The organism is Tenacibaculum sp. 190524A02b (assembly GCF_964036645.1).
Taxonomy (GTDB): domain Bacteria; phylum Bacteroidota; class Bacteroidia; order Flavobacteriales; family Flavobacteriaceae; genus Polaribacter; species Polaribacter vairaonense.
This window is the reverse complement of record NZ_OZ038525.1, coordinates 4,992,279-5,018,373: the sequence shown is the minus strand read 5'-3', so window position 1 is coordinate 5,018,373 and position 26,095 is coordinate 4,992,279. Positions and strand designations below refer to the sequence as shown.

27 protein-coding genes are annotated in these 26,095 nt (G+C 29.1%); 12 read left to right on the top strand and 15 right to left on the bottom strand.

Going from position 1 to position 26,095, the window contains the following annotated elements; genetic code table 11:
- Positions 1 to 74: 74 nt before the first annotated feature.
- The 6 genes from meaB to ABNT65_RS20855 all read left to right on the top strand — a co-directional run bounded on the left by meaB (position 75) and on the right by ABNT65_RS20855 (position 4,707).
- A complete protein-coding gene (gene meaB, locus ABNT65_RS20880; protein ID WP_348746805.1) occupies positions 75 to 1,145 on the top strand; it encodes a methylmalonyl Co-A mutase-associated GTPase MeaB in 1,071 nt (356 codons plus the stop codon).
- A 797-nt stretch (positions 1,146 to 1,942) separates the two neighbouring features.
- A complete protein-coding gene (locus tag ABNT65_RS20875; RefSeq protein WP_348745999.1) occupies positions 1,943 to 2,374 on the top strand; it encodes a helix-turn-helix domain-containing protein in 432 nt (143 codons plus the stop codon).
- Positions 2,338 to 3,222: an IS3 family transposase gene (locus ABNT65_RS20870; protein WP_348747839.1), complete on the top strand. Its 885-nt coding sequence runs from the start codon at positions 2,338 to 2,340 to the stop codon at positions 3,220 to 3,222. The genes ABNT65_RS20875 and ABNT65_RS20870 overlap by 37 nt, the downstream gene beginning before the upstream one ends.
- Positions 3,223 to 3,529: 307 nt before the next feature.
- Complete coding sequence (locus ABNT65_RS20865) at positions 3,530 to 3,880, top strand: tRNA-binding protein (RefSeq protein WP_348746804.1); 351 nt, start codon at positions 3,530 to 3,532, stop codon at positions 3,878 to 3,880.
- Positions 3,861 to 4,259, top strand: coding sequence for a hypothetical protein (locus ABNT65_RS20860; RefSeq protein WP_348746803.1), 399 nt, complete (start codon positions 3,861 to 3,863; stop codon positions 4,257 to 4,259). Before ABNT65_RS20865 ends, ABNT65_RS20860 begins: the two co-directional genes overlap by 20 nt.
- Positions 4,260 to 4,299: 40 nt before the next feature.
- Entirely contained in the window at positions 4,300 to 4,707 is a 408-nt protein-coding gene (locus tag ABNT65_RS20855; protein ID WP_348746802.1) for an ACT domain-containing protein, read from the top strand.
- Between the two features lie 54 nt (positions 4,708 to 4,761).
- Here the strand turns inward: ABNT65_RS20855 and ABNT65_RS20850 are convergent, their stop codons facing one another.
- The gene (locus tag ABNT65_RS20850; RefSeq protein WP_348746801.1) at positions 4,762 to 5,115 is read right to left on the bottom strand and encodes a helix-turn-helix domain-containing protein; all 354 of its coding nucleotides are present in this window, start codon (positions 5,113 to 5,115) and stop codon (positions 4,762 to 4,764) included.
- A gap of 100 nt (positions 5,116 to 5,215) precedes the next feature.
- On the opposite strand from ABNT65_RS20850, the gene ABNT65_RS20845 reads away from it, so the two are divergent.
- Positions 5,216 to 5,815, top strand: a complete 600-nt coding sequence (locus ABNT65_RS20845) for a nitroreductase family protein (protein WP_348702762.1) — start codon at positions 5,216 to 5,218, stop codon at positions 5,813 to 5,815.
- Positions 5,816 to 5,881: 66 nt separating this feature from the next.
- Here the strand turns inward: ABNT65_RS20845 and rlmF are convergent, their stop codons facing one another.
- The 4 genes from rlmF to bshC form a co-directional block, all read right to left on the bottom strand.
- Positions 5,882 to 6,733, bottom strand: a complete 852-nt coding sequence (gene rlmF / locus ABNT65_RS20840; RefSeq protein ID WP_348746800.1) for a 23S rRNA (adenine(1618)-N(6))-methyltransferase RlmF — start codon at positions 6,731 to 6,733, stop codon at positions 5,882 to 5,884.
- Between the two features lie 112 nt (positions 6,734 to 6,845).
- The gene (locus ABNT65_RS20835) at positions 6,846 to 7,616 is read right to left on the bottom strand and encodes a hypothetical protein (RefSeq protein ID WP_348746799.1); all 771 of its coding nucleotides are present in this window, start codon (positions 7,614 to 7,616) and stop codon (positions 6,846 to 6,848) included.
- A 4-nt stretch (positions 7,617 to 7,620) separates the two neighbouring features.
- A complete protein-coding gene (locus ABNT65_RS20830) occupies positions 7,621 to 8,286 on the bottom strand; it encodes a hypothetical protein (RefSeq protein ID WP_348746798.1) in 666 nt (221 codons plus the stop codon).
- An 8-nt stretch (positions 8,287 to 8,294) separates the two neighbouring features.
- Positions 8,295 to 9,890: a bacillithiol biosynthesis cysteine-adding enzyme BshC gene (gene bshC, locus ABNT65_RS20825; protein WP_348746797.1), complete on the bottom strand. Its 1,596-nt coding sequence runs from the start codon at positions 9,888 to 9,890 to the stop codon at positions 8,295 to 8,297.
- Between the two features lie 241 nt (positions 9,891 to 10,131).
- Between bshC and ABNT65_RS20820 the strand changes: the two genes are divergently transcribed.
- The 5 genes from ABNT65_RS20820 to ABNT65_RS20800 are packed head-to-tail and all read left to right on the top strand — an operon-like array spanning position 10,132 to position 15,303.
- Complete coding sequence (locus ABNT65_RS20820) at positions 10,132 to 12,078, top strand: BatA domain-containing protein (RefSeq protein ID WP_348746796.1); 1,947 nt, start codon at positions 10,132 to 10,134, stop codon at positions 12,076 to 12,078.
- Complete coding sequence (locus tag ABNT65_RS20815) at positions 12,075 to 13,334, top strand: dihydroorotase (RefSeq protein WP_348746795.1); 1,260 nt, start codon at positions 12,075 to 12,077, stop codon at positions 13,332 to 13,334. The genes ABNT65_RS20820 and ABNT65_RS20815 overlap by 4 nt, the downstream gene beginning before the upstream one ends.
- A 1-nt stretch (position 13,335) precedes the next feature.
- On the top strand, positions 13,336 to 13,665 hold the full coding sequence (locus ABNT65_RS20810; RefSeq protein ID WP_348702755.1) for a hypothetical protein: 330 nt from the start codon (positions 13,336 to 13,338) through the stop codon (positions 13,663 to 13,665).
- 8 nt (positions 13,666 to 13,673) lie between these two features.
- Positions 13,674 to 14,312, top strand: a complete 639-nt coding sequence (locus tag ABNT65_RS20805; RefSeq protein WP_348702754.1) for an alpha/beta hydrolase — start codon at positions 13,674 to 13,676, stop codon at positions 14,310 to 14,312.
- 52 nt (positions 14,313 to 14,364) lie between these two features.
- The gene (locus ABNT65_RS20800; RefSeq protein ID WP_348738264.1) at positions 14,365 to 15,303 is read left to right on the top strand and encodes a sterol desaturase family protein; all 939 of its coding nucleotides are present in this window, start codon (positions 14,365 to 14,367) and stop codon (positions 15,301 to 15,303) included.
- Positions 15,304 to 15,488: 185 nt separating this feature from the next.
- Here the strand turns inward: ABNT65_RS20800 and ABNT65_RS20795 are convergent, their stop codons facing one another.
- The 10 genes from ABNT65_RS20795 to ABNT65_RS20750 form a co-directional block, all read right to left on the bottom strand.
- On the bottom strand, positions 15,489 to 16,304 hold the full coding sequence (locus ABNT65_RS20795; RefSeq protein WP_348746794.1) for an arylamine N-acetyltransferase family protein: 816 nt from the start codon (positions 16,302 to 16,304) through the stop codon (positions 15,489 to 15,491).
- A 468-nt stretch (positions 16,305 to 16,772) separates the two neighbouring features.
- Positions 16,773 to 17,252 carry a hypothetical protein gene (locus ABNT65_RS20790; RefSeq protein WP_348746793.1) on the bottom strand — a complete coding sequence of 160 codons (480 nt, stop codon included), beginning with the start codon at positions 17,250 to 17,252 and terminating at the stop codon, positions 16,773 to 16,775.
- 12 nt (positions 17,253 to 17,264) lie between these two features.
- Positions 17,265 to 17,951, bottom strand: a complete 687-nt coding sequence (locus tag ABNT65_RS20785; RefSeq protein ID WP_348746792.1) for a suppressor of fused domain protein — start codon at positions 17,949 to 17,951, stop codon at positions 17,265 to 17,267.
- Positions 17,952 to 17,964: 13 nt separating this feature from the next.
- Positions 17,965 to 18,591, bottom strand: a complete 627-nt coding sequence (locus tag ABNT65_RS20780) for a murein L,D-transpeptidase catalytic domain-containing protein (protein ID WP_348746791.1) — start codon at positions 18,589 to 18,591, stop codon at positions 17,965 to 17,967.
- 278 nt (positions 18,592 to 18,869) lie between these two features.
- Complete coding sequence (locus ABNT65_RS20775; RefSeq protein WP_348746790.1) at positions 18,870 to 20,120, bottom strand: hypothetical protein; 1,251 nt, start codon at positions 20,118 to 20,120, stop codon at positions 18,870 to 18,872.
- 64 nt (positions 20,121 to 20,184) lie between these two features.
- Positions 20,185 to 20,997 carry an AraC family transcriptional regulator gene (locus tag ABNT65_RS20770; protein WP_348746789.1) on the bottom strand — a complete coding sequence of 271 codons (813 nt, stop codon included), beginning with the start codon at positions 20,995 to 20,997 and terminating at the stop codon, positions 20,185 to 20,187.
- Positions 20,998 to 21,255: 258 nt separating this feature from the next.
- A complete protein-coding gene (locus tag ABNT65_RS20765) occupies positions 21,256 to 21,795 on the bottom strand; it encodes a dihydrofolate reductase family protein (protein ID WP_348746788.1) in 540 nt (179 codons plus the stop codon).
- Between the two features lie 66 nt (positions 21,796 to 21,861).
- Positions 21,862 to 22,608, bottom strand: coding sequence for an AraC family transcriptional regulator (locus tag ABNT65_RS20760; RefSeq protein ID WP_348746787.1), 747 nt, complete (start codon positions 22,606 to 22,608; stop codon positions 21,862 to 21,864).
- A gap of 426 nt (positions 22,609 to 23,034) precedes the next feature.
- A complete protein-coding gene (locus ABNT65_RS20755) occupies positions 23,035 to 23,883 on the bottom strand; it encodes an HNH endonuclease (protein WP_348746786.1) in 849 nt (282 codons plus the stop codon).
- The gene (locus tag ABNT65_RS20750; protein ID WP_348746785.1) at positions 23,870 to 25,822 is read right to left on the bottom strand and encodes an AAA family ATPase; all 1,953 of its coding nucleotides are present in this window, start codon (positions 25,820 to 25,822) and stop codon (positions 23,870 to 23,872) included. The genes ABNT65_RS20755 and ABNT65_RS20750 overlap by 14 nt, the downstream gene beginning before the upstream one ends.
- Positions 25,823 to 26,095 lie beyond the last annotated feature (273 nt).

Below are 26,095 nucleotides of genomic sequence, written 5' to 3'. Positions count from 1 at the left end.
TCTTTTTAGAGCGCGTTGCATTTTTAGCTAAAATTTATTTCTAAATTTACATTTTATATTTTGTTTTTATAAAAATGAAACAGCAAAACAAATCCGCATTATCAGAAAAAGACGGCGTTTCTAAACCAGAAACAACAAGTGAAGCCTCTGCGAAAAAAATTAAGTTAAATAGGCGTAAACAAACTTCTGTTAGTGAATTTATTGAAAAAATTATTGCTGGAGATATTACTTATTTAAGTAGAGCTATTACACTGGTTGAAAGTACTAATAATAGGCATCAAGAAAAAGCTAATAAAATTCTTGAAGCTTGTTTGCCGTATGCCAATAATTCTATTAGAATTGGTATTACAGGAGTTCCTGGTGTTGGCAAAAGTACTTTTATTGAATCATTTGGCTCACACTTAACTTCTTTAGAAAAAAAAGTGGCTGTTTTAGCAGTAGACCCAAGTAGCTCTATTAATAAAGGTAGTATTTTAGGTGATAAGACTAGGATGGAACAATTAGTAACAGATAAAAATGCTTTTATTCGTCCTTCTCCTTCTGGTACTTCTTTAGGTGGTGTTGCACAAAAAACTAGAGAAACTATTATTTTATGTGAAGCTGCTGGATTTGATACTATTATTATTGAAACTGTTGGTGTTGGACAATCAGAAACAGCTGTACATTCTATGGTAGACTTCTTTCTACTTTTAAAACTGGCTGGTGCTGGAGATGAATTACAAGGTATTAAACGAGGTATTATTGAAATGGCGGATGCAATTGTAATTAATAAAGCAGATGGAGATAATGCTAAAAATGCAAAAATTGCTAAAGTTGAATTTAATAGAGCTTTGCATTTGTACCCTCCAAAAGAAAATGGCTGGGTTCCTAAGGTATTAGTAGCAAGTGCACTTCACCATCAAGGCATTGATGAAATTTTTAACATGATTGACATGTACATTGCTAATGCTAAAAAAGAAAATTATTTTACGTTAAAACGAAATAATCAAAATAAATACTGGCTGTTAGAAACTATTAACCAACAATTAAAAGCTAACTTTTATAATACCCCTAAGATCTCTCAACTTTTAGAAACCGAAATTAAAAAACTTGAAAACGGCGTAACTACTCCTTTTAATGCTGCTAAAAGGTTGCTAAACCAATAAGAGAGTTTTTTTTAAAACAAGCTGCTAAACTATCCTATTAATTAAATAGATTAACTCAAATCTTATCAATTAAAATACACTTGTAAATTCCTCAAAAAAACAAACCTAGGGAAAACCCTTAACAAAAAAACACAACAAAAAACTCATTATCAAAAAACTAAAAAAAACACCACATTTAGACTAAGCAAAACCCCTTAGCTTTAAACTAGGGTTATTAGGTATACATAAAAAAGTAATTTTAACATTTTACATTCAAAAACTATTGTATATTTGCCTCAGATCTAGGAGACGTCCTAGGTTCTTTTCTTTTTCATAGCAATTTTCCCACTCAATTTTTTGAGTGGGTTTTTTTATTCTAAAAGGTTTCTTAAAATCACTATCAACTCATGCTTATAATATTCTTCTGTAGAAAAAAAGAGTTTTTTATTTACTGAATGCTAAAAACTCTTCTAATAAAACTACAATGAATTCATACTAATTTTACCCATTCTAAAACCAACTAAGGGTTTCCACTTAGTTAAACCTAAAATTTAAAACTGATTATTAATCACTTAAAAATAAAACAAAAATCAAACTAAGGGTTTTCACTTAGTTTAAGTTCAGGGTTTTTAGGTATACAAAAAAGTAGTTTTTTTAACATAACATACGCCTTAACTGGTATAAATTTGTACTCGGTCTAGGAGACGTCCTAGATTCTTTTCTTTTTCATAGCAATTTTCCCGCTCAATTTTTTGAGTGGGTTTTTTATTTCTTGAAATGTCCCGTCCTAAAATAGCGTTACAACTAAAAGTTATTTTATGGATTCTAGGAAATCAGATTATGTAAAGCGAACCCAAAAGGATTATAGTTTGTCCTTTAAACTACAAGTTGTTCAAGAGATTGAGCAAGGATTATTAACCAGAACTCAAGCGATTGATAAATATGGTATTCAAGCAAGATCTACGATTCGTACTTGGTTAAAAAAATATGGTAAATTTGATTACGATTTTAGTATAAATCAAACCATGTCAAAAACACCTGAACAGCGTATTTTAGAATTAGAGCAACAAGTCAAGCTTTTAGAAAAGCAAAAAGCACGTGCTGAATATTTAGCAGAGCTTGCTGATAAAAAAGTCATCATTTTTGATATGATGATTGATATTGCTGAAGAAGAATTTAATATTCCAATCAGAAAAAAGCACGTACCCGAGTTATCAAAAAATATAGTCAAGAAGCCAAAGAAAGCATAACAGCTACCTGTGATTTACTCGGGGTGAATAGGCAGGTATATTATAGAGCTATTCATTCATATAAAGAGAAACAAAAGCTTAGTAAAAAGGTTATTGATTTAGTAAATACTATCCGTATATCAATGCCGAGAATAGGTACAAGGAAATTATTTTATCTTTTAAAATCTGAATTAAAAGCAATTGGTGTTGGTCGTGATAAGTTGTTTAAAATATTAAAAGCTAATAATTTATTAATTCTACCAAGAAAAAAATATCATATAACTACAAATTCTCATCATAGATTTAGAAAACATGTAAATCAACTTAAAAATATAGAATTTGTAAGACCTGAACAAGTATGGGTGAGTGATATTACTTACATTGGAAAGAGAGAAAACCCATGTTATTTAGCGCTAATTACTGATGCTTACTCTAAAAAAATAATGGGGTATGATGTCTCTAATAGTTTAAATGTAGCAGGTTCTTTAAGAGCCCTAGATATGGCAATCTCTAATAGAAATTATAATAAAGAACCTATTATTCATCATTCAGATAGAGGGTTACAATATTGCTCTAATGAATATCAAAAAATGTTAAGTATCAATAATATCAAACCTAGCATGACTGAAAAATATGATCCTTATGAAAATGCTATAGCTGAAAGAATCAATGGGATTCTTAAACAAGAATTTGCAATTGATAAATACGACGTTTCTATACAAATTAAAAAGAAGTTAATTAAAAATGCAATCAATATTTACAATCAAATAAGACCTCATTTATCAAATTCAATGTTAACTCCTAATCAAATGCACCAACAAAAAAAAGTCAAAAGAAAAAGCTACAAAAAACTAAAGGTAGCAATTTAAAAATTACTACCTTTAATATATTAATTATTGTAACGAGTATTCAGGACGTCACAAAACTTTATAAATAATTTCGGTATAACCATTTCTTCTTTTCCTCTTTAACTGAAAAATTAAAGAATTCTCACTCTATATTCATCATGAAAACACAACAAAATCGTCCGCGAAAGTCGTTGACACCTCTGTTAACTCAACAAAGGTAGTTCCTAGAGTCGGAGAAAAACAGATAATTAATTACTTTAAGTTAAAAATATACATCATGTTAACTAATACTAATTATTCCTGTATATTTAATCCTAAATTTTAAGCAATGACAGAAATAGAAAACGATTTAATTACTTGGAATGATTTTACTAAAGTTGAAATGCGTATTGGTACTATTATTACAGCTGAAATATTTGAGGAGGTAAGAAATCCTGCTTATAAAATGCAAGTTGATTTTGGTGAATATGGTATAAAGAAAACCTCTGCTCAAATTACCAAATTATATACACCTGAAGAATTAATAGGCAAACAAGTAGTAGCCGTTGTGAATTTTCCTAAAAAGCAAATAGCCAATATTATGAGTGAGTGCTTGGTACTTGGTGGCGTTGGTGATAACAAGGAAGTTACTTTATTAAACCCAGAAAGAAAAGTTAAAAATGGCACTCGAATTGGGTAAGCAATTGTCTGCGAAGAATATATTTTTAGTTGATGCTGTTGGTGCCTTACTATCAGCATTTCTTTTAGGTGTACTACTGCCAAAGTACCAATATTTATTCGGTATACCTATCAATACTTTATACATACTTGCTTGTATTCCTTTGCTATTTATTGTTTATGACATAGCTTGTTACTTTCTAATAAACAAAAATCCAACTATTTTTATAAAAGTTATTGCATTATTCAATATACTTTACAGTATAGTTTCATTGACTTTTGCTTTTATACATTATCATCAAATTACAGTATTGGGCTGGATTTATATGATTACAGAAATTGTTATCATTCTTACTTTAGTTACTATAGAAATTCGTTTAGCCAATAGAAGCATTATATAGCTCTTTATTTAGTATATTACTACTTTTAAATTTTAACTTAATGATAAAAAACACTGGTGTAAAAAACCTTCAGGAACTTCTAAAAAACATGAAACCTATATTAAATGAAGGAAATTATGTTTTTACTTCTGTTAGTGATATTAACTCTATACCTAGAGAGCTTGCTATTTGTGAGATGAGAGAACAAGAGGGACATACCGTTATTTTATTAAAAGAGAAAGCAGATCAATTAGGTTTAACTTATGAGTATATTGCTTCATGGATCACACTTACTGTACACTCTTCCTTAGAAGCAGTTGGTTTAACAGCTGCTTTTGCCACAGCACTTGGTAATAATAATATTAGTTGTAATGTGGTTGCTGGCTATTATCACGATCATATATTCATTGATAAGAAAGATACTGAAAAAGCTATGGAAGTTCTAACCAGTTTAAGTAAAACTATTTAACCGAAAAATCACAAACATCAAACATTACATTATTAGGAATAAAGTGTTGCACTTTTAAGATTGTTTTATTTGATTATCAGAATAATTATGCACTACATAATCTCCCCACTCGGCAATAGACCTTAATAATGGAATTAAGGTTTTACCAAATTCACTTAAAGAATATTCTACTTTTAATGGTGGTTTACTTGCATATACTTTTCGTATAACAATACCGTCTTCTTGTAATTGTTGTAACTGCAAGCTTAACGTTCTTTCTGTAACTCCTTTCATTTTTTTTCTTAGTTCATTATACCGTAATGTACCATCCATTAAATAAAATAATATTACGGTTTTCCATTTTCCGCCTATCATCCCCATAGTTACACTTGTACAACAGGGATATTCTTTGCCTTTTACTGTAAACATATTGTTAAAATTACTACTATCCTTTTTGACCGTTATTGTAAAACTTAAAAACTATATTTAGTTTTGTTACTATAATTTTTATAGTTTAAAATACAATATTATGAGTTTTCTTGAAAAAATGCAAAACAGATATACAACAAAGGTTTATGACACCTCTAAAAAGTTAACTAAAACTCAAATTGACGATTTAAAAGAAGTGCTACGTTTAAGTCCTTCTTCTATAAACAGTCAACCATGGCAATTTACTTTTGTTTCTGATACTGAAACAAAAAACAAACTTGGTTTGGCTTCTTTTTTTAATAACGAACGTATTCAAAACTGCGATACACTTGTTATTTTTAGTGCTATTAACAATTTAGAGTTATTTGAAAATCAAATCAATAAAGGTTTACCCGAAGCTGCTGTAGGTTATTACAATCAGTTTATTAAACCACTTCCTAAAAGTCAAATTATGACTTGGTTTGAAAAGCAAACGTATTTAGCATTAGGTGTTTTTTTAAGTGCTTGTGCAGAAATGGATATTGATGCTACTCCCATGGAAGGTGTAGAACCAGAAAAGTATGATGCCATTTTAAAACAGAAGGATTATACTACTTTAATGGCTGTAGCTATTGGTTATAGAGACCAAGATGATTTTAATCAGCCTTCTAAAAAAGCTAAATCTAGAAGAGCACAAGAAGAAGTTATTGTAACCATATAGTTAATTTCTATAGTTTATACTAAACCGTACCTAATAAACAACCTTAAACTAAAGTTTTAAGGTTGTTTATTTTTTAAAACTCCAGCACACAATTCTGGTTAACTTATTTCCTTGGTGCATTGGAATTACTTTGAATGTTTTTACTCCTAGTTTTTTAGCAGATTTTTGTAAACTTTCTACATTTTCTTTTTTAGATACCAAACTGGTAAACCATATACTAGCTTCAGGGTGCAAAGAACTCTCATATAAATATGTATGCAGAAACGCTTTTTCGCCTCCTACATACCACAATTCATTTTCATTACCTGCGAAATTTCTAACAGTATTGTTTCCTAAATTTCTTGATTTTCTTCTATTCGCACCTCTTGCTTCTTCTAAAGATTTATAAAAAGGCGGATTGCACATCGTTGCTGTAAACGCATCCTTTTCTTTGAGAATACCTTTTAGTATATGATTTTCGTCCTTTTGAAACCTTAGCTTAATACTTTGCGTTAGTCCGTTTTTATCTATAATTTTTTGAGCAACTGCTAATGAATCTGCATCAATATCTGTAGCGGTAAAATTCCAGTTATAAACAGCTTTTCCTAATAATGGATAAATACAAGTAGCCCCTGTTCCTACATCTAAAACATGTGCTTGTTTTTCATTTCCAATTAAACCTGCTAAATGATGAATGTAGTCTACTCTTCCTGGTATTGGCGGGCATAAATTTTCATCTGGAAATTCCCAATGAGCAATTCCATAATGCGCACTTAACAATGCTTTATTAAAGATTTTTACAGCTTCTGGATTGGAAAATTCAATGGTTTCTTTTTCGTATTTCTCAACTACAAACTTAGTTATTGCTGGATATTTTTCTTTTAACAAAGTAAAGTCATACCCTTTGTTATGAATGTTATTAGGATGTAGTGATTTCATACAAAATGATTAAGTAGAGTAGCTTTTTTGCTACGACGCAAAGAAACAAAATTCTAAAACAATTAATGTTCTTTTATTTTTGCTCTAAGGCTTTACTTCTGCTCAAACTTACCTATTTCTTAAACCCAGTAGTAAACAAGTTCCTTGCTCCTTTCAATCCACATTTTTGATATTTATGATAAACCTGAGCGGCTCGTTCATCAATTTGTTTTCCTGTTTCACCTTTTATCCATCCATCAATAGCAGCTTTTAAGGTATATGCTTCTGGTGCCATTAAATGTGTTGTCCATAAAATAGGATTCGCTTTTGCTTTTTCTATTTCAGTTGAAAAATAGGCTTGACTATAGCATGCTAAAACAATTGCATCTACTTTTTTAGTTACTGTAGGTTTATAGTTAATATTTACATTAAACTCCATTAAACCATCATGTCCTATATAAGTTACCAAATCAGAAGCTCCTCCAAAATTTAGTATTAATTTATTATGAGTAACTACTACTGGATTTTGTGTGTTAGATGCTTTTAAAAAATCTTCTGTACACATTTTTATATACTCGCCATCATAAGCATCTGCTAATAAATAAATATCTTGTGTATTATGTTTAAAAAGTAACCTATCTAAAATTTTAGGGTTGGATGATTTTAACTGTTGTATCAATCTCCAATCTTTGGTTCTAGATTTGAAAAATGTTTTAACTCCAAAACCTGCACCCCAATACAAATTACTTTTAGGATCTTTTCCGTTTCCTAATTGTTTAGGTACTGGAACTATTCCTTGAAATTCATTGTCACATAATGCAACAAACACATGAATTGTTTTGGGTTTTGCTTGAGCTAACACCGCTACAAACAACATAAATACAATGACTATTTTTCTTTTCATTTTTTTAATTTGATTTTATATACTCATTCATAAACTTCTTATAAATTATCTCTTGATCATAACTAAAAGCCATTGCTCTAGTTTGAAAAATAAATAACTTATTTTCAATTTGACAAAAAAATGGAGTCGTATTGAAATAAACTAAACTTCCTACTTCTTTTATTTGTTCTAACGCTTTCTTAGCTGCACCTTTATTAGCAAATTCCCATTGTTCAATTACACCATCAGAAATTAAATCACTTTTATTTTTCTCTCGGTAATAATATCCCCAAATGCTTTCTACTCTTTTAAATATTTCAATGTCAAAATTGATAGGGTATTCACTATTAATTTCAGATTTATACGCTCTATATATTGAACTTTTCTCTAATTTTATTGGGTAAAAAGGTCTGTTTTTAAGATACTCTACATTATGTCTGTCCAGTTCAGCATAGATAGCTACTTTTTTTAACCTTTCCTCATCTGAAACCCAATTATATTTTTCAATATTAATCACAAATTCCTGAATTTGGGAACAAGGTATATTTACATTAGCTACTTCGTCCTTCCTTCTAAATTCCTCAAGCCTACTTCTCCAAGTATCTATTTGTTTTTGTTTTCTACTTTTACAAGCTCCTAAAAAGAAAGGAATCAAAAATAGTATTATAACTCTCTTTTTAATCTTTTTCATAAAAAATCTTACTCCAAAATCAGCAATGTAAACGTTAACTCTAATGGGTGTAAATTATCTTTTAAATGCTTAATAAAACCGTTGCTATATTCTAAATAATACTCAGAGAAATTACGTTGACGTTCTTCTAAACTCTGATTAGGTAATATCTCATTTTGTAATTCTGTTATGCGTGTAACTAAATCATGCTGTCTTCTTTTTTCTGCACGTACCCAACGTTTCTCTAAGTTTTTTAGCCCTTTTAATTGCTTTTTTTCCTGAGCATTTACCGCTCCTACAAAAGAAACATCTGTTTTTTCAGCAACCTTTCTCAAGGTTTCAAACTGATTTTCTAAAAATGCTTTTTGTTGACTAAAGTCAACTTGTTCTTCTGCATTTTCTAATACTTTTTGTTTTAGTAATGTGTTTTGTTTAATAAAAACTTCTTCTGTAGTAACCTTCAGTTTTGCTAACTTTTTAACTTGTTTTTCTGAAAATACTTGTACTGAATTCCTTAATAATAAAATAGGAAACGGAACAGCTACAGCTTCAAAATAAGCTTTTAATTGTAACCAATACGCCAACTCTCCTCCTCCTCCAATGTAACACAAATTAGGAAGAATTACTTCTTGATATAAAGGACGCATGATTACATTGGGTGAAAATCGTTCTGGAAATTCATGAGTATGCTTTTCCAAAGCTTCCCAATTCCAAGTAATATCCGTATTATTTACTTTGTACACATCATCTTCGAACAAAATTCGCTCTCGGATTCCATCGTGTAAGTAAAAAAGATTAATTTCTCTTGGGTTTACCTGAATCTTATAATTTTTTCTTAAGTCTTCAACGGTTTTTGTTACTTCTTTAAAAGAAACCTGTTCTGTTAATTCTTTAACTACATAAGGTGTAAATACCTTTTTTAATTCGCTATCATCTCCATCAACAACCACCAATCCGTAAACACCAAACAATTCATTCGCAATATATCTTGTGGCAGAGGCTAAATGGGTATGTTCAACATAGGCTTTTTTAAATAAACCTTTTAAATATTCCGCATTTTTAGAACTTCCTAAATGTTCAGAAAACACTGCTAAAACTTCTTCCAATCCTTCGGTTGAAAAACGCCCAACACCACCAGTTTGTGTGCTATTCCACTGTACTTTTTTTCCTTTGAAATTAAAGTAATTGATTTCCTCAAAATCATGATCTTCTGTAGCCATCCAATAAATAGGCACAAAATGCTCTTCTGGAAATTTCTCTCTTAACTCTTCGCAAAGGTTTATGGTAGCTATAATTTTATACAAAAAATATAAAGGGCCAGTAAACAAGTTTAATTGGTGTCCTGTAGTAATAGTAAACGTATTATTTTGCTGTAATAGCTCAATATTTTCTTCCGTTTTCTCACTTGTAGGTAATCCTTCGTATTGTTTTTTCAAAGACAACACTAAGCTATCTCTAGTTTCTTGTTTAAAATCTAACTTCTTTGTTTGTAGCTGATTTTTAAAACCTTCAATATTTGGAAAATTATAGTAAAAAGGTTGTATTGTTTCTTTTTGATCTAAATAATCTAACATGGTTTTAGAAAAAAAACCTGTTTTTTTAAAAGGTATTTGTTTTATTTCCATGTATTCCTGCTATTTAAAGTAGTTACTATTTTTGAGTGTATTGATAAGCAGGCAAATTGTTGCAAAGTATTTAAATTAGTTTCCTTAGTTTGGAAACATTCACTTTCTGTTGTAGTCATAGTTCAAAAATACTAAAATTTACGTTTTAGTCGATGACGGATACACATTCTAACAGATTTTTAACTAGTTTGTTTTTTAAAAGATGTTTTTACTTATTTTTACAGTTGGTTTTTAAGAAAATATGCAGTTTAAACATCCTGAAATTCTATACTTTTTAGCACTGTTGGTAATTCCAATTATTGTGCATTTGTTCCAATTACAAAAATTTGTTAAAGTTCCGTTTACTAATGTTGCTTTTTTACAAAAATTAGCCATGCAAACCCGTAAAAGTTCCAAAATTAAAAAGTGGCTTGTGTTAGCTACTCGTTTACTTTTACTTACGTTTTTGATTTTGGCTTTTGCCCAACCTTATTTTAGCAATAGAAGTGCTAATGAACAATCTCGATATCATATTTTTTTAGACAACTCGCTAAGTACAAACACGCAAGGTAAAAAAGGCGATTTATTACAGGTTGCTTCTCAAGAAATTATTGACAACCTTTCTGAAAAAGCCAGCTATACTTTACAAACCAATGCTCAATTTTACAGAAATAAAACAGCTTCAGAATTAAAAGAAATCCTTTTAAAAATAGAGAATACTCCCCAACAAAAAGAAATGAAAGAAGTGGTACTCAAACTAAGTTCAGAAAATAGTTTGTATGATACTCCTAATAAAAATATTGTTATTTCTGATTTTCAAAATGCAACTGCTTCATCATTTAAAAACTTAGAGACACCAACTTCATTTGTTCAGTTAACACCACAATTAAAAGAAAACTTGTCTATTGATAGCGTAACTGTTGATGAAAATGGTTCGACTAATTTTACAGTTAACATTACTGTAAAAAACCAAGGAATTGCTAAAAAGGACATTCCTATTGCTATATATAATCATCAAAAATTAATTAACAAGCAGACTTTTTCTATTGATGAAAATGTAAGTAAAAAAGTAACCTTCTCTATTCAAAAAACGCCTACTTTTTTAGGAAAAGTACTTTTGAATTACAACGATGCTTTTTCTTTTGACAATACTTTTTATTTTACGCTAAATTCAGGTGAAAAAATTAACGTGCTAAGTATTGGTAAGCAGCCTTCTTTCTTATCAAAAGTTTATACCAAAGATGAATTTAATTTCTTACAATATTCTGTTGATAATATAAACTATAATGCTATTCCAAACCAACAACTCATTGTTTTAAATGAAGTAGAAAGTATTCCAAATACCTTAATTGCTAGTTTGGTTGATTTTACTAAAAAAGGAGGGAATTTAGTTATAATTCCTCATCAAAAAAGTAGCATTAATACCTACAATAATTTATTAAAACAATTACAGGCTGGGCAAATTGTAAAACAACACAACGATAGTTTAAAAGTTACGAACATTCAATTTAACCACCCCATTTTTAAACATGTTTTTGAAAAACAAGTTCGTAATTTTCAGTATCCATATGTAGCTTCTTATTATAATAGTTCTTTAAAAAGAGCCTCTTCTATTTTAAATTTTGAAAATAAGAAACCGTTTATTTCTCAAGTGCAACTTGAAAATGCTGCCGTATTTTGGGTAGCTTCTTCTTTAAATAAAGAAAATAGTAATTTTATTAATTCTCCAATCATAGTTCCTATTTTTTATAATATTGGAAAGCAAAGTCTACAGCTATCTAAGTTGTATTATACTATAGGGAAACAAAATACAATTGATGTTCATAAACGATTAGGTAAAGAAACGGTGTTGTCTATTAAAAATAAGGAAAATGCTTTTATTCCTTTACAACGTGTTTTTCAAAGTAAAGTTAGCATTACTACAACTGAACAACCTTTAAAAGCTGGCTTTCATTTTGTAATGCAAGAGAAAGACACGCTTAAAAGTCTTGCTTTTAATTACCCTAAAGAAGAAAGTTCCCTTGAATATACAGCAATACAAGATGAAATAAACAACTCAAAAAGTAATACGATATCCACCTCGGTAAAGGAAACTTTGCAAGAAATACGTAAAAAAAATGAAGTTCAATGGCTTTGGAAATGGTTTTTAGCCCTTTCCATTGTATCTTTGCTCCTTGAAATTTTGATTTTAAAATTCTTCAAACCATGACAACGCTGTTAAAGTCGGCAACTATTATAGACGCTTCAAGTCCTTATCACAACCAAGTAAAAGATATTTTAATTGCGGAAGGCCGTATTACTTCTATTGAAAATGAAATTCCTACTCAAGAAAACTACCAAGTTATTCAGCTAGATAATTTACATGTTTCTACGGGTTGGTTTGATACCAGTGTGTGCCTTGGTGAGCCTGGATATGAAGAAAGAGAAACTATTAACCATGGTTTGCAAGTAGCTTCTAAAAGTGGTTTTACAGAAGTAGCTGTGAATCCGAATACGCAACCTATTACGGAAAACAAAGCTGCTGTTGAATATTTAATTCATAAATCACACGGACATGCCACTAACTTATACCCTATTGGCGCTTTAACGCAACAAAGTAAAGGTATAGAAATGGCTGAGTTGTATGATATGCAACAATCAGGAGCCATTGCTTTTGGTGATTATAACAAACCCTTAGCTAATGACAATTTGGCAAAAATAGCCTTGTTGTATGCGCAAAACTTTGATGGCTTGGTGTTAAGCTTTCCTAACAACAAACTAATTGCTGGTGAAGGTGTTGCTAATGAAGGTATAAATAGTACTACTTTAGGTTTAAAAGGAATTCCTGCTTTGGCTGAAGAGCTTCAAATTTCTCGTGATTTATTCTTATTAGAATACACAGGTGGTAAATTACACATTCCTACTATTTCTACTGAAAAATCTGTAAAGCTTATTAAAGAAGCTAAAAAGAAAGGATTAGATGTAACCTGTAGTGTATCTGTACATCACTTATTTTTAACGGATGACGAATTACATGGTTTTGATGGTAATAAAAAAGTAAACCCACCTTTACGCACTAAAAAAGACACAAAAGCTTTGATTAAAGGTGTTAAAGAAGGTACTATTGACATTATTACTACGGATCATAACCCTATTGATATAGAGCACAAAAAAGTAGAATTTTCTACTGCAAAAGATGGAACCATTGGTTTAGAAAGTGCTTTTGGCGCCTTAAACTCTATTTTAGATGTTGAGACTATTACAAAATGTTTATCGGTAAACCCTAAAAAACGTTTTGGTATTCCAGTACATAGCATTCAAGAAAATGAAAAAGCCTGTTTATCTTTATTTAATCCTGAAGGGGAAACTGTTTTTACAGAAAAAAACATTCTTTCTACTTCAAAAAACAGTGTTTTTTTAGATAAAAAATTACAAGGAACATGCTATGGTATTTTTAACAACAATCAGTTAGTAGTAAACAAATAACATGAGCAATCTTAGCGTAGTTGAAGAAGGTAAAACCAATGCCATTATTAGTCATTTTTGGATTATAGGAACCTTAGTCGCTTTTATTTTAGACAACAATAAAAAAAATCCTTTCACACGTTTTTATTTAAGACAAATGATTGGTATTCATCTTTTATCACTTATCAATGGATGGGTAGTGTATAAATATATTGGTGGTTTTGTTGGATGGATTATTAGCGCTGGTTTAGTATTCTTTTGGATTATTAGTTTTATTAATGTTCTAAAAGGAGAAAAGAAATTAGTACCTATCTTTGGCGAACATTTTCAAGAATGGTTTAAATCTATATAAGAAATTTAATGAGCTTACATCATATTGTTAGACAGCCTAAAACGGCGAGTGAAAATCCACCTTTATTAATATTACTTCATGGCTATGGAAGTAATGAACAGGATTTATTTTCTTTTGCAGAAGAGTTACCTGATAATTTACTAATTGTTAGTGCTAGAGCACCGCATGATATGGGCTTTGGTGGTTATGCTTGGTACGCTATTAATTTAGATGCCAATAATGGTAAGTTTTCTGATATTCCACAGGCAAAAGCTGCTGTAGAACAAATTGCTAATTTTATTGATGAAATTAAAACTACTTATAACACACATCCTGAAAAAACATTTTTATTAGGCTTTAGCCAAGGGGCCATTTTAAGTTATGCCTTAAGTTTAAATCACCCTAATAAAGTACAGTATGTAGTAGCTTTAAGTGGTTATATTAATGATGAGTTGTTACCGAATGCGGTAAGCAACGAAATTGCTACAGATTATTACATTTCACACGGTACGGTAGATCAGGTATTACCGGTAGATTGGGCAAGGAAAGCGCCTCATTTTTTATCGGCTAATAATTTATCACACGCCTATTCAGAATACCCTGTGGGGCATGGTGTAGCACCTCAAAACTTTTATAGTTTTAAAAGTTGGATAGAAGAGAGATTATAATGAATAGTGGTTTACAAGCATGTAAACATGCTTAAATTTTAAAGTTTATACTATGTTTGACATATTAAATCAAGACACCCTTTATTTTTGGAGTGCGCCTTTTTTTCTGTTAGTTATTTTAATTGAAATGTATTTTAGCTACAGAGCAAAGGCTAAAAACTACGAATTTAAGGATACTTCTACCAATGTATATTTTGCCTTGGTAAACTTTAGTCTAGATTTACTAATGAAAGGATTTTCTTTCTTAGTAATGGGCTTGTGTTACCAATACCGCTTTATTACTTGGGATAGTTCTTTAGTATATTGGTTGGTCGCTTTTATAGGACAAGATTTCTTGTATTATATCCACCATTATGTAGATCATCACTCACGTTTTTTCTGGGCGGTACACGTTACACATCATAACTCAGAATTTTACAATATTACTACAGGATTTAGATCGCCTGTTTTACAACCATTATTCCGTTATATGTTTTTCTTACCCTTAGCTTTTGCAGGTATTGAACCCTTACATATTATGTTTGCTTATGCTATGAATCAAAACTACGGAACACTTTGTCATACTAATTTTATTAAAAGTAAATTAGGTTTATGGGGTTATATTTTTGTAACGCCTTCACATCATAGAGTTCACCATGCTTCTAACACTAAGTATTTAGATAAAAACATGGGAATGGTATTAATTATTTGGGATCGAATTTTTGGTACGTTTCAAGCAGAGGAAGATGAAATGGAGTATGAGAAATTAAAGTTTGGTTTAACAAAAGATTTAGAAGACAGAGGCCCTATTAATGTAATTTTCCATGAATGGAAAGAAATTTTTAAAGACTTCTTTGTTCGTAAAAAAGATTTACCAATAGCTACCAGAATAAAGTATGTTTTTATGCCTCCAGGCTGGAGTCATGATGGTAGTTCAAAAACAAGTAAGGAATTACAAAAAGAGCTACGAGAAACAAGTGTTAAAAAAACAGCGAATAAGAAAGTAGCGTAATTGTAAATGATATATCTAAAAACCCAAGAGTGTTGCTCTTGGGTTTTTATTTTCTGTTATATATCGAGGTTAACCCGTAATAATAACTTAGCTTTTACAGATTACAAATCTGCTTTCTCTTTTAATACACGCTCCGAGCGAATAGTATTTAACCTTTCTTAAAACATAACTTTTTTTCTAGATATTTAACTATTTAAAAGCTCTAAATTTAACGGTTTTAAATCATCATATTTTGCATCTATTTCAATTCCAAACTCTTTATTTAACATCTCTAAATATGCATTTCCTTCTTCTATTTCAAACATCTCTTCTTTACCGTTTATCATTCGTTTTAATTTGGTATCTAATAAGGTTATAATTCCATTTTTTACTGGAATGGCAGCAACTCTTTTATTTGTAAAAAAAGAATTTTTACTTGTTGAGCTAAAATGATTTCCGTATTCAATATCTCCATCATATATAAAACTTAAATCAAAACTATATAAGTCTTTCCACTCCTCTATTTCTTTTTTCTGAAGCATATAACCATATAGTTTACTATCTATTAATCTATACGAATTGTTTTCATAAGATATAACTTTATTAAAAACTAAAGGAATAGGCAATAGTGGTGAATTAGAACCAAAGCCTAAATCTACAATCCACTTTTTTTCTTCAATAGTTACCAATGTCATTTGATGTCCTCTTCCTGTTGGCTTTCCTGTTACATGTACTCTACTTAGTAATGGACGTGCATCAAACCCAAAAGAGTTAAGTGCCATTAGCAAAAGTCCATTTAATTCAAAACAATAACCTCCCCTTTTTCTATCAATTAATTTATTTACAATATCCATTGGCTCTAAATTAATGCTACGTCCTAAACAAATATCAAAATTTTCAAACGGAATTGTTAAATGTTGCGCACGATGAATAGCTTTTAAAGATTCGTAACTTACAGTTACCGTATCTTGAAATTTTATTCTTTCTAAATATTTCTCTTTGTTAAAAATAAACTTACTCATATTAGTATACTTTTTATTATTAAACCATCACATATTTCATTCTAATTTACACTCTAACTAGAAACTAGAATTTTAACATGCAACTAGATTCTAATAAAACAACTCAACCCTTCTTTATTAAATTATTTTACTATTCTACTATTACAAACTTAGATTAAAAAAGTAGGTTGTATTACTATTTTCAATACGAAACACTTACTTGCAAATAAGTAAAACCTATTTAAAATAAAAAACAATAAGACATTCCAATACACTTGTTCTATAAGAACTATGAAGTACCTAAACCTACATAAACTGGACAGAAATTTTTAAGAAATTAAATTTGTTTTAAAGAGGGATAAAATCAAGTTTTTTCAATAATATAATTAGTTGTGTAAATTTGATAAAGTCACCCGAAAAGAATAAGAAAAATGCTAAGATTATTATAAGGTTAGCTGTATAGTTTATGTACTAAATTAGTACCATACTTTATATAGCTTCGTATTTGTTTACTACAAATTTTAATGCTTTAATACAATCATCTAAACAATCGGCTAATTGTGTTTTCCAAATTGTTACTTCAGTAAAAGAACCATCACGTTGAATAACCCTATAATTCCCTATTCTGAAATTCATTTTAAATCGAAGTAACCTTTTTTTAATTTTAGATTTCCCTTCAATTATTTTTTCTCCATTAATAAGTTCCATATAATCAAACCTTTCAATGTTTTTCCCTAAAATTTTAGTGATTTCTTTTTTATCAATAAAATAGATATGTTTCGTTGTTACAAGAATTCTTCTTGATCTTTTAAGTTTAATCAAAAGAACCTCTAATTCGTTATTTTCTATAACTATATCTTCTTTAAGTTGCTTATTGGGATTGTCAAGAAATACGATTCCTCTACTATTTCTATAGTACTTTACCTTTTTTAATATTTGATTCCTTATGGCTTCTTTTTTCTTTTTCAATGCCACGTGTTTTTAAAGATTCTTTTTTATTAAGTTTTCTCTTTTAGGATTTAAAATTTCTTTCGAATTCTCTTCTATTATTTTATCTAATAAAGCACTATAACCATTATTAATTTTGAATTCTATTTCATTTTTATATAAAGGAAAAAAACTATAAATATTTATAATCCTTCCCTTCTTTTTAATTTTTGTAAAACTTTCATCAAATGTTACTGATGGTAAAATTATACCGCCCACAAACGCTGTATCATCTCCATATGGTAAAAAATTAGCATCATAAACAATGGAATGCCCTATTCCTATCCAACTATCCTCTTGATGTGGAAACTTAGCCGCTTGTTTTAACATTGATATGATGTAGTCATTTTTATTTTCTCCTGTGTAAACCTTTTCAAATTCAATTTCTTTAGGAATTAGCATCATTATCTCTGCAAACTTAAGATCATTTGAATTTTCAACTTCTTCTGGAATTTCCATTTCTAAAGAGCTCATACCCGAAGTTATCAAAACATCAAATTTATATGACTTTGTTTTAATCAAATGTACATGTATCTTAAAATCTAAAGCCATTAATTCGTGAAAAACTTTTACTTCTGAATCTGGAAAGTATTTTTCAATATGCTCATTTATCCACTCATAATGTTCCTCAAAATAATCTCTGTTTTGAAAAGAATCGATTATATTTTGTATTACACTCATTTTCCTTACTATTCTATTTGTATATCCACAACAAAGTAGGTTTTCTTTTCTTTTTTAACAAGCCATCTATTTGTTTCATTAATTTATTTGAAACAGCCGGACAGCCCCAACCTTCTGGTGCTCCTTTCGGATATAGCTCGTTTTCTGGAATCATTTTCCAAGAATGCAATACTATAAACCTTGAATAAGCCTTGCTGTTCGTTTTTTCTAATCCGTGAAGTTTATAATTTACATGTATTCCCCAATTGCTATACCCTCTTTTTCCTATTTTATATTTTCCAATAGAAGAACAATGGCTATTTTCTACATTACTAAATGTGGGATTGGTTTTGGTAGCATCTACACCCCATGGATTATCACAACATCCGTGAGAACATAGACCTTGATTGATAATTGACTGGTTTTTAAAACTGTAAATAAAAAATCTATTTTTCCCTGAGTGAATACTCATATCTACCAAAAAGCAAAACTCAGTATTCAATCCATTTTTTTTACAGTACTCAAGGGCTTCCTTTGTTTTATCTTTTAACTTAGTATTAAAAATAGGTTTAATGAAATCTCCTTGGCTATTGTCTTTACTATTAAAATTTAGCAGCGTAATAGCTATAATTAGTATTCTTAGCAAACTTCTTTTCTTCATAGATTAATTTCTTTTTATGTAATTTATTATACCTAATAATTAACTTGCTTTTTACCAAAAATAACTAAAAATTATTCGTTTTAGCTTTTAATAGAAATCTCTAATAAATTATTATAATACAAATTGCTTTGTTTGGAAATATTATAGCTCAGATAAATTTTAAAGAAGACAACATCATACACAACAAATTTACAGTCTCCACAAGGATTCGAGTACTAATTTTTCAAACAAGTAATTAAATCACTTTTTTTTATACCCCTTACTATTATATGGTATTTTTATTTCATCTCTTCAATCGGTACTTGTTCTTTTGAATTGCTAATCAATATTGCATAATCAATAAATTGCAATGTATTTTTTCCTCTTAATTTGGTCGTGTTATAGTCTTTTAAAAACATTTTTATTTCAACTAAATCTGTACCGTTCAAATAAGGTGAATTTTCTTGGTTTAGTTTAAAAATAGTCAAATCAGACAATCTTGTTTTTTTCAAGTTCTTTATCCCTTTAAAATACTCTTTCCAATAGTCTGAAATTCCAAAGCCTGCTTTTGTGGTGTAGCCTTTATAATTCTGTTCTTTGTCATGTTTTTTATCCCAAAGAACTTTACTCTTAGTCAAATACCCAATAATAGTAATTATATTTTCTCTAGAGTAGATATTATTTTCAATTAGTCTTGTGAAAAATGACGGATAATTTCCTTCTCTGTGCTTTTGTAGATGTCCATATCCATATTTTGCAAATTGTTTTTTGTTTTCCAAATTAAATTTTGATTTCAAGACTAAATAATTGTCAAATATTATTTTTTCTCTTTCTCTTCTCTCTTGAAAATTGTAATTAATTGTTTGAATTATGTGGTTAAAAGTCCATATATCATCAATTTGTGTAGAATACTTCTCTTTGTTTGAAAGGTAATCTTTAACAAAAGATTTTACTTTTTCATTTAGTTCTTCATTCCAAATAGTAAAGTTTAAACCTTCTTGATTAATAGCTTTCTCCAAAACTTGTCTTTGAGTCCAATTACCATCATCTTTTGATAGCAATAGAATATGTTTTATGGGAAACTCATATTCATTAACCACATCACAACCAATTACTTTAATTGATTTCTCAGGATGTTTTTTTAGTATTTCACGAATGTTTTTCCAATGGTTATAAGTTTGAATAGTTCCTTCTTGAGAAACCATTGTTTGAAAAGCATAAGTCAACTTATTTAACAATTTTTCATCTCCTGTTTCTAAATATTTTTGCACGAAAAATGCTTGACTAAAATTTGCTTCAATTATGTAATAGTCTAGCATATCTTTTTCAAGTAGTGATTTTACTAAAATTATTTCAGCTTCATAAGGTTTAGAACTACCATGCAATGCTCCAAATCCAATAATATTAAAGTTAGTTTCTGTTACGTTTGGTTTTTCGCTTCTTAAATCAACTCGGTTTTTAGATAAGTACTCAATTTTGTTTTGCGCAAATACTCCTTGAGTTAAGATTAGTACTAAAAACGTAATTCCTATCTTTATTTTCAATGACATGTTTTATATTTTAATAACGCAAAAGTAAAAGAGTATTCATTAAAAAAATTGTAAAAAAGGAACATTAGGGTTTAAGATGCCAAAAGGTGTATTTCTTATCTAAAAGTGTTCCTTTATCAAAAAAAGATTTAGGGGTATATTTAGTAAGGTTTTTATAAGTTTTAATTAAGTGAGACTGATCACTAAAGTTAAACTCGTAAGCTATTTCTGCAAAATTTTGGTTTGATTTTTCAGAAAGTTTTTTATTTATAGTTTTCCTAAAAACAAAAATCTCATGAAATTTTTTTAAAGAAACTCCTAAATGAGATTTAAAAACTCTAGTTAAATGCTGTCTACTAACTCCAAGTTCTTTTGAAATTTCCGATACTGAAAAATTTTCATAGTGGTTGAAAATGTATTGAAGTGATTTTTCTACTACCGGGCTATCAAATTTAATTAATCTCTTTTCTAAGAATTTATCAAGTAAATTAATGAGAACTTCTGTTTTTTCCGTTGAAAAAAGTTGTTCAAGTTCTTTTTCAGAAAAAAACTTAACGTCTGTTATATAATTTGAAAAATCTAACCCTCTATAAAACTGTTGAACCCCTAAAGGATGGAACACAACTACTACTCTATGTAGTTTTCCTAATTGTTTTACAGTTAAAATATTTTCACGTAAAGGTGTAAAAATCTGATACGGTTTTGCATTTTTATCAAATACCATTTCTCTATCTTTTAAGCGAATATGAGACTTATAAAGTGAGATGGTATTATTAAAATGAGGAAAACATTGAAACTCACTAGTTACATTATCTGGTTTTATGTCTAAATAATAATAATCAACGAATTTTTTAACAATCGAATTTTGTGGCTTAAACGTTTCAAATAATTCATTCATTTATCTTAGTTGTAGTTCAAATGTCAATAGTTTTGTATATAAGCACTAGCAATTTTTTATGCAACTACTTTTCCGATTACAATATACTTTAATAAAATGAAAAAGCTACAGCAAAGTAGAGTTTACCTCATTTTTTAGCTCCTTAATTCAATATTTGTGTTTGTAAAAAATAAACCCTTCTTAAAAAGGTTTATTTAACATTACTTTTTACAAAACCGTGATCCTATACAATGGTTACCTTTGTTTACCTTTCGTATTTTATCTTTTCCGCTTATAACAATTTTGCACTATTTGGTTTAAATAGGTTTTTGTTTCAATCAACTCATACTTCTGCTCGTTTGGTAATTCAGTAAACAATGAAGAACCACCACCTAATAAAATCGGAATAGTCGTAAGAACCATTTCATCAATCAAGTCTTCCTTTAAGAAATTTCTAATTGTTGTTCCTCCATCAATATATAACCTCTCATATCCTCTTCCGTGAATTTGCTCTAAAATTTCTGTTAGAGTTCCGTTAACTAAAAAAGCCTTTTCTTTATGAGATTCAGGTATTTCTTTAAGTTTATTACTCAATACAAAAACAGGTTTCGTGTAAGGCCAAGGAACATCAAAACTAATTACGGTTTCAAAAGTCGTTCGTCCCATAACAAGTGCGTCAATTCCTTTAGAGAATTTTACATATCCCATATCATTGTTGTTTGGATTTGGAATAGATTGTAACCAATCAATTCTGCCTTTTTTGTCAGCAATATAACCATCCAAACTTGTTGCTATAAACACTTTATTTTTTTTATCCATATCTGTACTTTGTTTAAAGTTAAATGCAAAATTAAATGATTCCTATGCTTTGAAATTGTACAGAATTTACCCTTTCATAAATTGTTTTGGTGTTAATCCACTATATTTTTTAAATGTTCTTATAAAATGTGATTGGTCATAAAAACCACAGTCAAGACCTAAACTTGTGAGGTTTTTATATTTATTGGTTTTAAGTTTAATTATTGCGTGATTGACTTGTTTTAATCTCACGTATTCGTTTGGTGCTATATGAAAAGTATTCTTGAATTTTTGAATAAAACTCTTTTGAGAAATCGAAATTAACTTATTAAAATCCTTTATTCTCTTTGGTTCAACTATTTTTTTATTTAGATAGGTCTCAAATTTTATCAAATCATTTTCTAAGTGTGAGTTTTGAAATAATTTAAACAACTCTACTTCAATTTTTTTTAAATCTGGTTTTGTTTTTATAAAAAACTGTTCAAACAGGATTTCAGATAAATTTCCAATTATTGAACTGTTAATTTGCTTTGCTATTAATCCATAACAAAACGGTTTTAAGATGAGTCCAACGTTAAGATGCTTGCCCGAAACTTGTGTATGAAATGGTTTTGTTTTTAGCCCCGATAATATTTGATGGTTATTCTGAAAATTAAATTCCTCAACATTTTGCCCATTTACAGAAAATGAGTCACCATAATTGAAAATCAATTCCGTGAACAAAGGTGCGTAATGAATTGTTTGAATTTCATAATTATCTGATTGACTTACCCATATTGCATTTATAAATTGGTTAAGCGGATAATTTGGACAATATGTTTTAGTATTATTCAATTAAATTTCGGATGTTACTTCTATATGAATATCAACATTATAAGATTAAATCATAAAACCTTATGCATATTAATTTTCTAAAAATAATAATATCATCTAAAATACCTATTTCTCTTTATATTGTTTCTTACTCATAATCACCACATGAAAAGATTCGTGGGAGAGCTGGGGAAAAATAAAAAGAATAAATATGGACTTTTAAAACAGGCACAAAAGTGACTTGAATTTGTAGTGTTTGTTTTTAAATGATTTAAAATCAAAATATAAAAACTCATAAATAAATCTAAAAAATTGCCACTAAATAACTGAAAATAAAATAGCTAAAAAAGTCGTTTTACCCCTTACCATATTCTGGATCAGTCAACAAGACATATATATAGCGTTAACCTATCAGCACGCCATACGCTTAGTTATTGTATGCAGTTTTTATATTAATACACTATTTAAATAGGTTTGATTATTTATTAAAGTTTCTTCTAAAATTGATTTATAGTAATTACTACCAAATACAGATTTATCATCATTAATTTTGGTTAAGACGAGTTGTTTGATTTGGTTTTCATCAAGAAGACGACTACTTGCAGATATTAAGTTTGTCAACTCTGATATAATTTTATGGCTCTCTTTTTTAAATCTTTGAGGTAAGTGTAAACGTGAATAGTGATTCTCTAATAAATCAAAAAAATCAGGATTTATATTATTAATATTCCGTAATTCAAAAGTTGGTTGTATGTTATTTGCAGTGATAACCAAATCGACAAATAAATACTGGTCATTTGGTAAAATGTCCGTATAAAGATTTAGGAAAATAGTTTTATTATTCTCTTTCCAATTTTCATTTTTATGGCTGTTACAAGTGGTACACGCAGGTAATAAATTCTTTGGGTTAACTGAAAATTCGGGAAACTCACCTTTAGGAACAATATGGTCTAAGGAGCCAACTGGTGCAATAGTACAATATTGACAAGTGTTCATAGCTCTATTATCTAAAACAGTCGTAATGCTATTTTTTAATTTTACTAAACGTGAATTGCCTGAAGTATATAGTTTTAATAGATCCTCTTTTTCTTGATTTACATACCCATTTGGAATTAAACTTACGTGATTATTTGTATTATGAGCCGTATCGTAATTATTATAAAGCACTTTTATATTAGGAGAAAGTAGATTTACTCTTTGTTTATAATCAGGGTCTTTCGAAGAATTTCTTTTTGATGCTATAACCTCATCTAAGAAATCTGATGTGCTATCATTGTATACATTAAGATTTCTCATCAATTATACTTTTTAAATAGATTCTCGTATTAAGGCTCAATGGAATATTTTCAGATGAGATTAACGATACTATTTCATCATACGATTTACCTGATTTAACTAAACGAGTTAATATCTTTTTGTATTGATTAGGAATACTATTGTTGCCAAAAATATCTTCAGTAATTACTGTCAGGTTTTCACCAAATGTTTCTGAAATCGGCTTTCTAACACTTAAAACGGATTCTTCTCTATCCATAATATAAACATTGCTTGAAAGGAGTTCCCTAACTATAAGTGGTGAGTGAGTCGCTAAGATACAATAAGATTGAAATTCATTAGTAAGGTTATATATAGCATTTATTAATTGAGATATAGCATTGGGATGCAGATGTGTTTCTGGCTCATCATAAATAACTAATGAAGCATAACGAATATTTGCAACAATCTCTGTAATTATATACAAGAGAATACTTTGACCGGAACTAAGTTTTTTACTAACGCTATTAAAGCCTTTTATATCAACTGTGTACTCCCAAGAAACTTCTGTTTCAACTATAAATTCATTAATAAGTTCTTGGTCTAAAAAGAAAGGAAGTAAATTAAGCCATTTATCAAATCTTCTATTAGTAGCTATTTTTTTCCAAGAGCTATGAAATCTTAATTTTAGACCTTTTTCACTGTAAAGTTCCCCTTTGGAATCCTTTAGACCACAATAGACATAATTAAAATCCGCAGTTTTTTTAGGAATATCAAATGAGTCGAATGCGCTATATGAAACCGCTACTACCTTACTAAATAATGGTGTTTTTGGAGTAAAAACATCATTGTTCTTCTTCGAAATATCAATTGGCAGTGAAGTAATTAATTGAGTTTTTCCTGTTCCATTTTTACCAATTAATGCGAAAATTCTACTTGGGATAGCTCTATTTGCATCAAAATCAAAATGTACATCTATTGGTTCATCGGCAAATTTAGGTTTGAACGAATACTGGAAACTATAGAGGTTTTTAAGGTTGTAATCATAAAGACGATACTTTACTTCACGTAATAACTGCTCTTGCTCATCATACCTTATTAAAGAATTTCTAAAATAATAGTGATTTTCAAATTCCTCTAAAATGTCGGGAAATATTGCAATATCCTTTAATGCCCAAAAAATACTGTCATAAGTCTTATCAAATATTGATTTTAAATTTTCATAGTAGCTATACTCTGTACCGAGAGAACTAAAGTTTTCATTTAATACAGTAAAGCTCTCATTTAAAATATCAGGAGTGTTATCTATTTCTTGATGAATAATTTTTACAGAACCTATTTTTAAGCATTCATCTCTGTTTGGGTAAAAATATAAATAGTACGTTGACCTATTACCATAATCATTCCATCCACTATTATTTGATAAAACAAAACAAGGGAATAAATCTGGAGTTCTGTGGGTGTCTTTATAATCATAAAATCCATCAGGATTATTATCAATGAAAAATGGAATTTTATTTTCAATTATTGTAGAAGGTACTACATTCTTTATGTCTATTTCCTTAACAACATAAACTGGTAAGCCTTCTTCAGTATATGATTCAAGGGAATAGGTTAAATTTTCCTTTTCTAAATATGGGTTGATTAATAAATAATACCTCGTAATGTCATCATCATTATTTCTAATATTTGGATGAATAATCTTATTCAAAAAGGAAAGAAAAACATCAAGTTCATCGACAATATTGAATCTCTCTGTAAGAACATATTCGTACTCCCAATCGTAATTATTAACTAAATGCTGAAAGGCGTCATCATAAGCATTGTTATACCTACTATCTTCAGAGGGAAGAGATTTTAAGTCAAGCATCTCATCCAAAAACTCAATTATATTAATATCATCTTGAGATTCACCAAATAAATCCTGTTCTGATAGAAGCATTCTCAGGATATTTAACCTTATTTTTTTTGTCAATTTCACTTATTGAATTCTTCTGTTTTTTAATTGCATACAACATTATAGGATTAAATCATATAAGCCGCAGGCGCATTTTGATTTAACCCGTAGTTGAACTATGCGGTATCATTTTACCTATGGTTTATTATGAGGATTACCCCCTTTTTTTCTGTTTACCAAATTTAAATTATTTTACTAATAGAAGATCAATTTTTCTGTGTTATTCTGATTTATATAGCCATTATAAAAAATAAGGAGTTTTTATACTGTTTGTTGTTTGGTTCTACTAGTTTATTT

What these genes read in the sequence shown, in the direction of transcription:
- ABNT65_RS20795 (WP_348746794.1), bottom strand. Translation starts at nt 16,304, where the DNA reads ATGAGTAAGTTTATTTTTAACAAAGAGAAATATTTAGAAAGAATAAAA.
- ABNT65_RS20815 (WP_348746795.1), top strand. Translation starts at nt 12,075, where the DNA reads ATGACAACGCTGTTAAAGTCGGCAACTATTATAGACGCTTCAAGTCCT.
- ABNT65_RS20850 (WP_348746801.1), bottom strand. Translation starts at nt 5,115, where the DNA reads ATGTTTACAGTAAAAGGCAAAGAATATCCCTGTTGTACAAGTGTAACT.
- ABNT65_RS20830 (WP_348746798.1), bottom strand. Translation starts at nt 8,286, where the DNA reads ATGAAAAAGATTAAAAAGAGAGTTATAATACTATTTTTGATTCCTTTC.
- ABNT65_RS20820 (WP_348746796.1), top strand. Translation starts at nt 10,132, where the DNA reads ATGCAGTTTAAACATCCTGAAATTCTATACTTTTTAGCACTGTTGGTA.
- ABNT65_RS20805 (WP_348702754.1), top strand. Translation starts at nt 13,674, where the DNA reads ATGAGCTTACATCATATTGTTAGACAGCCTAAAACGGCGAGTGAAAAT.
- ABNT65_RS20755 (WP_348746786.1), bottom strand. Translation starts at nt 23,883, where the DNA reads ATGAGAAATCTTAATGTATACAATGATAGCACATCAGATTTCTTAGAT.
- ABNT65_RS20865 (WP_348746804.1), top strand. Translation starts at nt 3,530, where the DNA reads ATGACAGAAATAGAAAACGATTTAATTACTTGGAATGATTTTACTAAA.
- ABNT65_RS20855 (WP_348746802.1), top strand. Translation starts at nt 4,300, where the DNA reads ATGATAAAAAACACTGGTGTAAAAAACCTTCAGGAACTTCTAAAAAAC.
- ABNT65_RS20875 (WP_348745999.1), top strand. Translation starts at nt 1,943, where the DNA reads ATGGATTCTAGGAAATCAGATTATGTAAAGCGAACCCAAAAGGATTAT.
- ABNT65_RS20835 (WP_348746799.1), bottom strand. Translation starts at nt 7,616, where the DNA reads ATGAAAAGAAAAATAGTCATTGTATTTATGTTGTTTGTAGCGGTGTTA.
- ABNT65_RS20785 (WP_348746792.1), bottom strand. Translation starts at nt 17,951, where the DNA reads ATGAGTGTAATACAAAATATAATCGATTCTTTTCAAAACAGAGATTAT.
- ABNT65_RS20780 (WP_348746791.1), bottom strand. Translation starts at nt 18,591, where the DNA reads ATGAAGAAAAGAAGTTTGCTAAGAATACTAATTATAGCTATTACGCTG.
- ABNT65_RS20860 (WP_348746803.1), top strand. Translation starts at nt 3,861, where the DNA reads ATGGCACTCGAATTGGGTAAGCAATTGTCTGCGAAGAATATATTTTTA.
- ABNT65_RS20845 (WP_348702762.1), top strand. Translation starts at nt 5,216, where the DNA reads ATGAGTTTTCTTGAAAAAATGCAAAACAGATATACAACAAAGGTTTAT.
- ABNT65_RS20765 (WP_348746788.1), bottom strand. Translation starts at nt 21,795, where the DNA reads ATGGATAAAAAAAATAAAGTGTTTATAGCAACAAGTTTGGATGGTTAT.
- ABNT65_RS20770 (WP_348746789.1), bottom strand. Translation starts at nt 20,997, where the DNA reads ATGAATGAATTATTTGAAACGTTTAAGCCACAAAATTCGATTGTTAAA.
- meaB (WP_348746805.1), top strand. Translation starts at nt 75, where the DNA reads ATGAAACAGCAAAACAAATCCGCATTATCAGAAAAAGACGGCGTTTCT.
- bshC (WP_348746797.1), bottom strand. Translation starts at nt 9,890, where the DNA reads ATGGAAATAAAACAAATACCTTTTAAAAAAACAGGTTTTTTTTCTAAA.
- ABNT65_RS20775 (WP_348746790.1), bottom strand. Translation starts at nt 20,120, where the DNA reads ATGTCATTGAAAATAAAGATAGGAATTACGTTTTTAGTACTAATCTTA.
- ABNT65_RS20800 (WP_348738264.1), top strand. Translation starts at nt 14,365, where the DNA reads ATGTTTGACATATTAAATCAAGACACCCTTTATTTTTGGAGTGCGCCT.
- ABNT65_RS20810 (WP_348702755.1), top strand. Translation starts at nt 13,336, where the DNA reads ATGAGCAATCTTAGCGTAGTTGAAGAAGGTAAAACCAATGCCATTATT.
- rlmF (WP_348746800.1), bottom strand. Translation starts at nt 6,733, where the DNA reads ATGAAATCACTACATCCTAATAACATTCATAACAAAGGGTATGACTTT.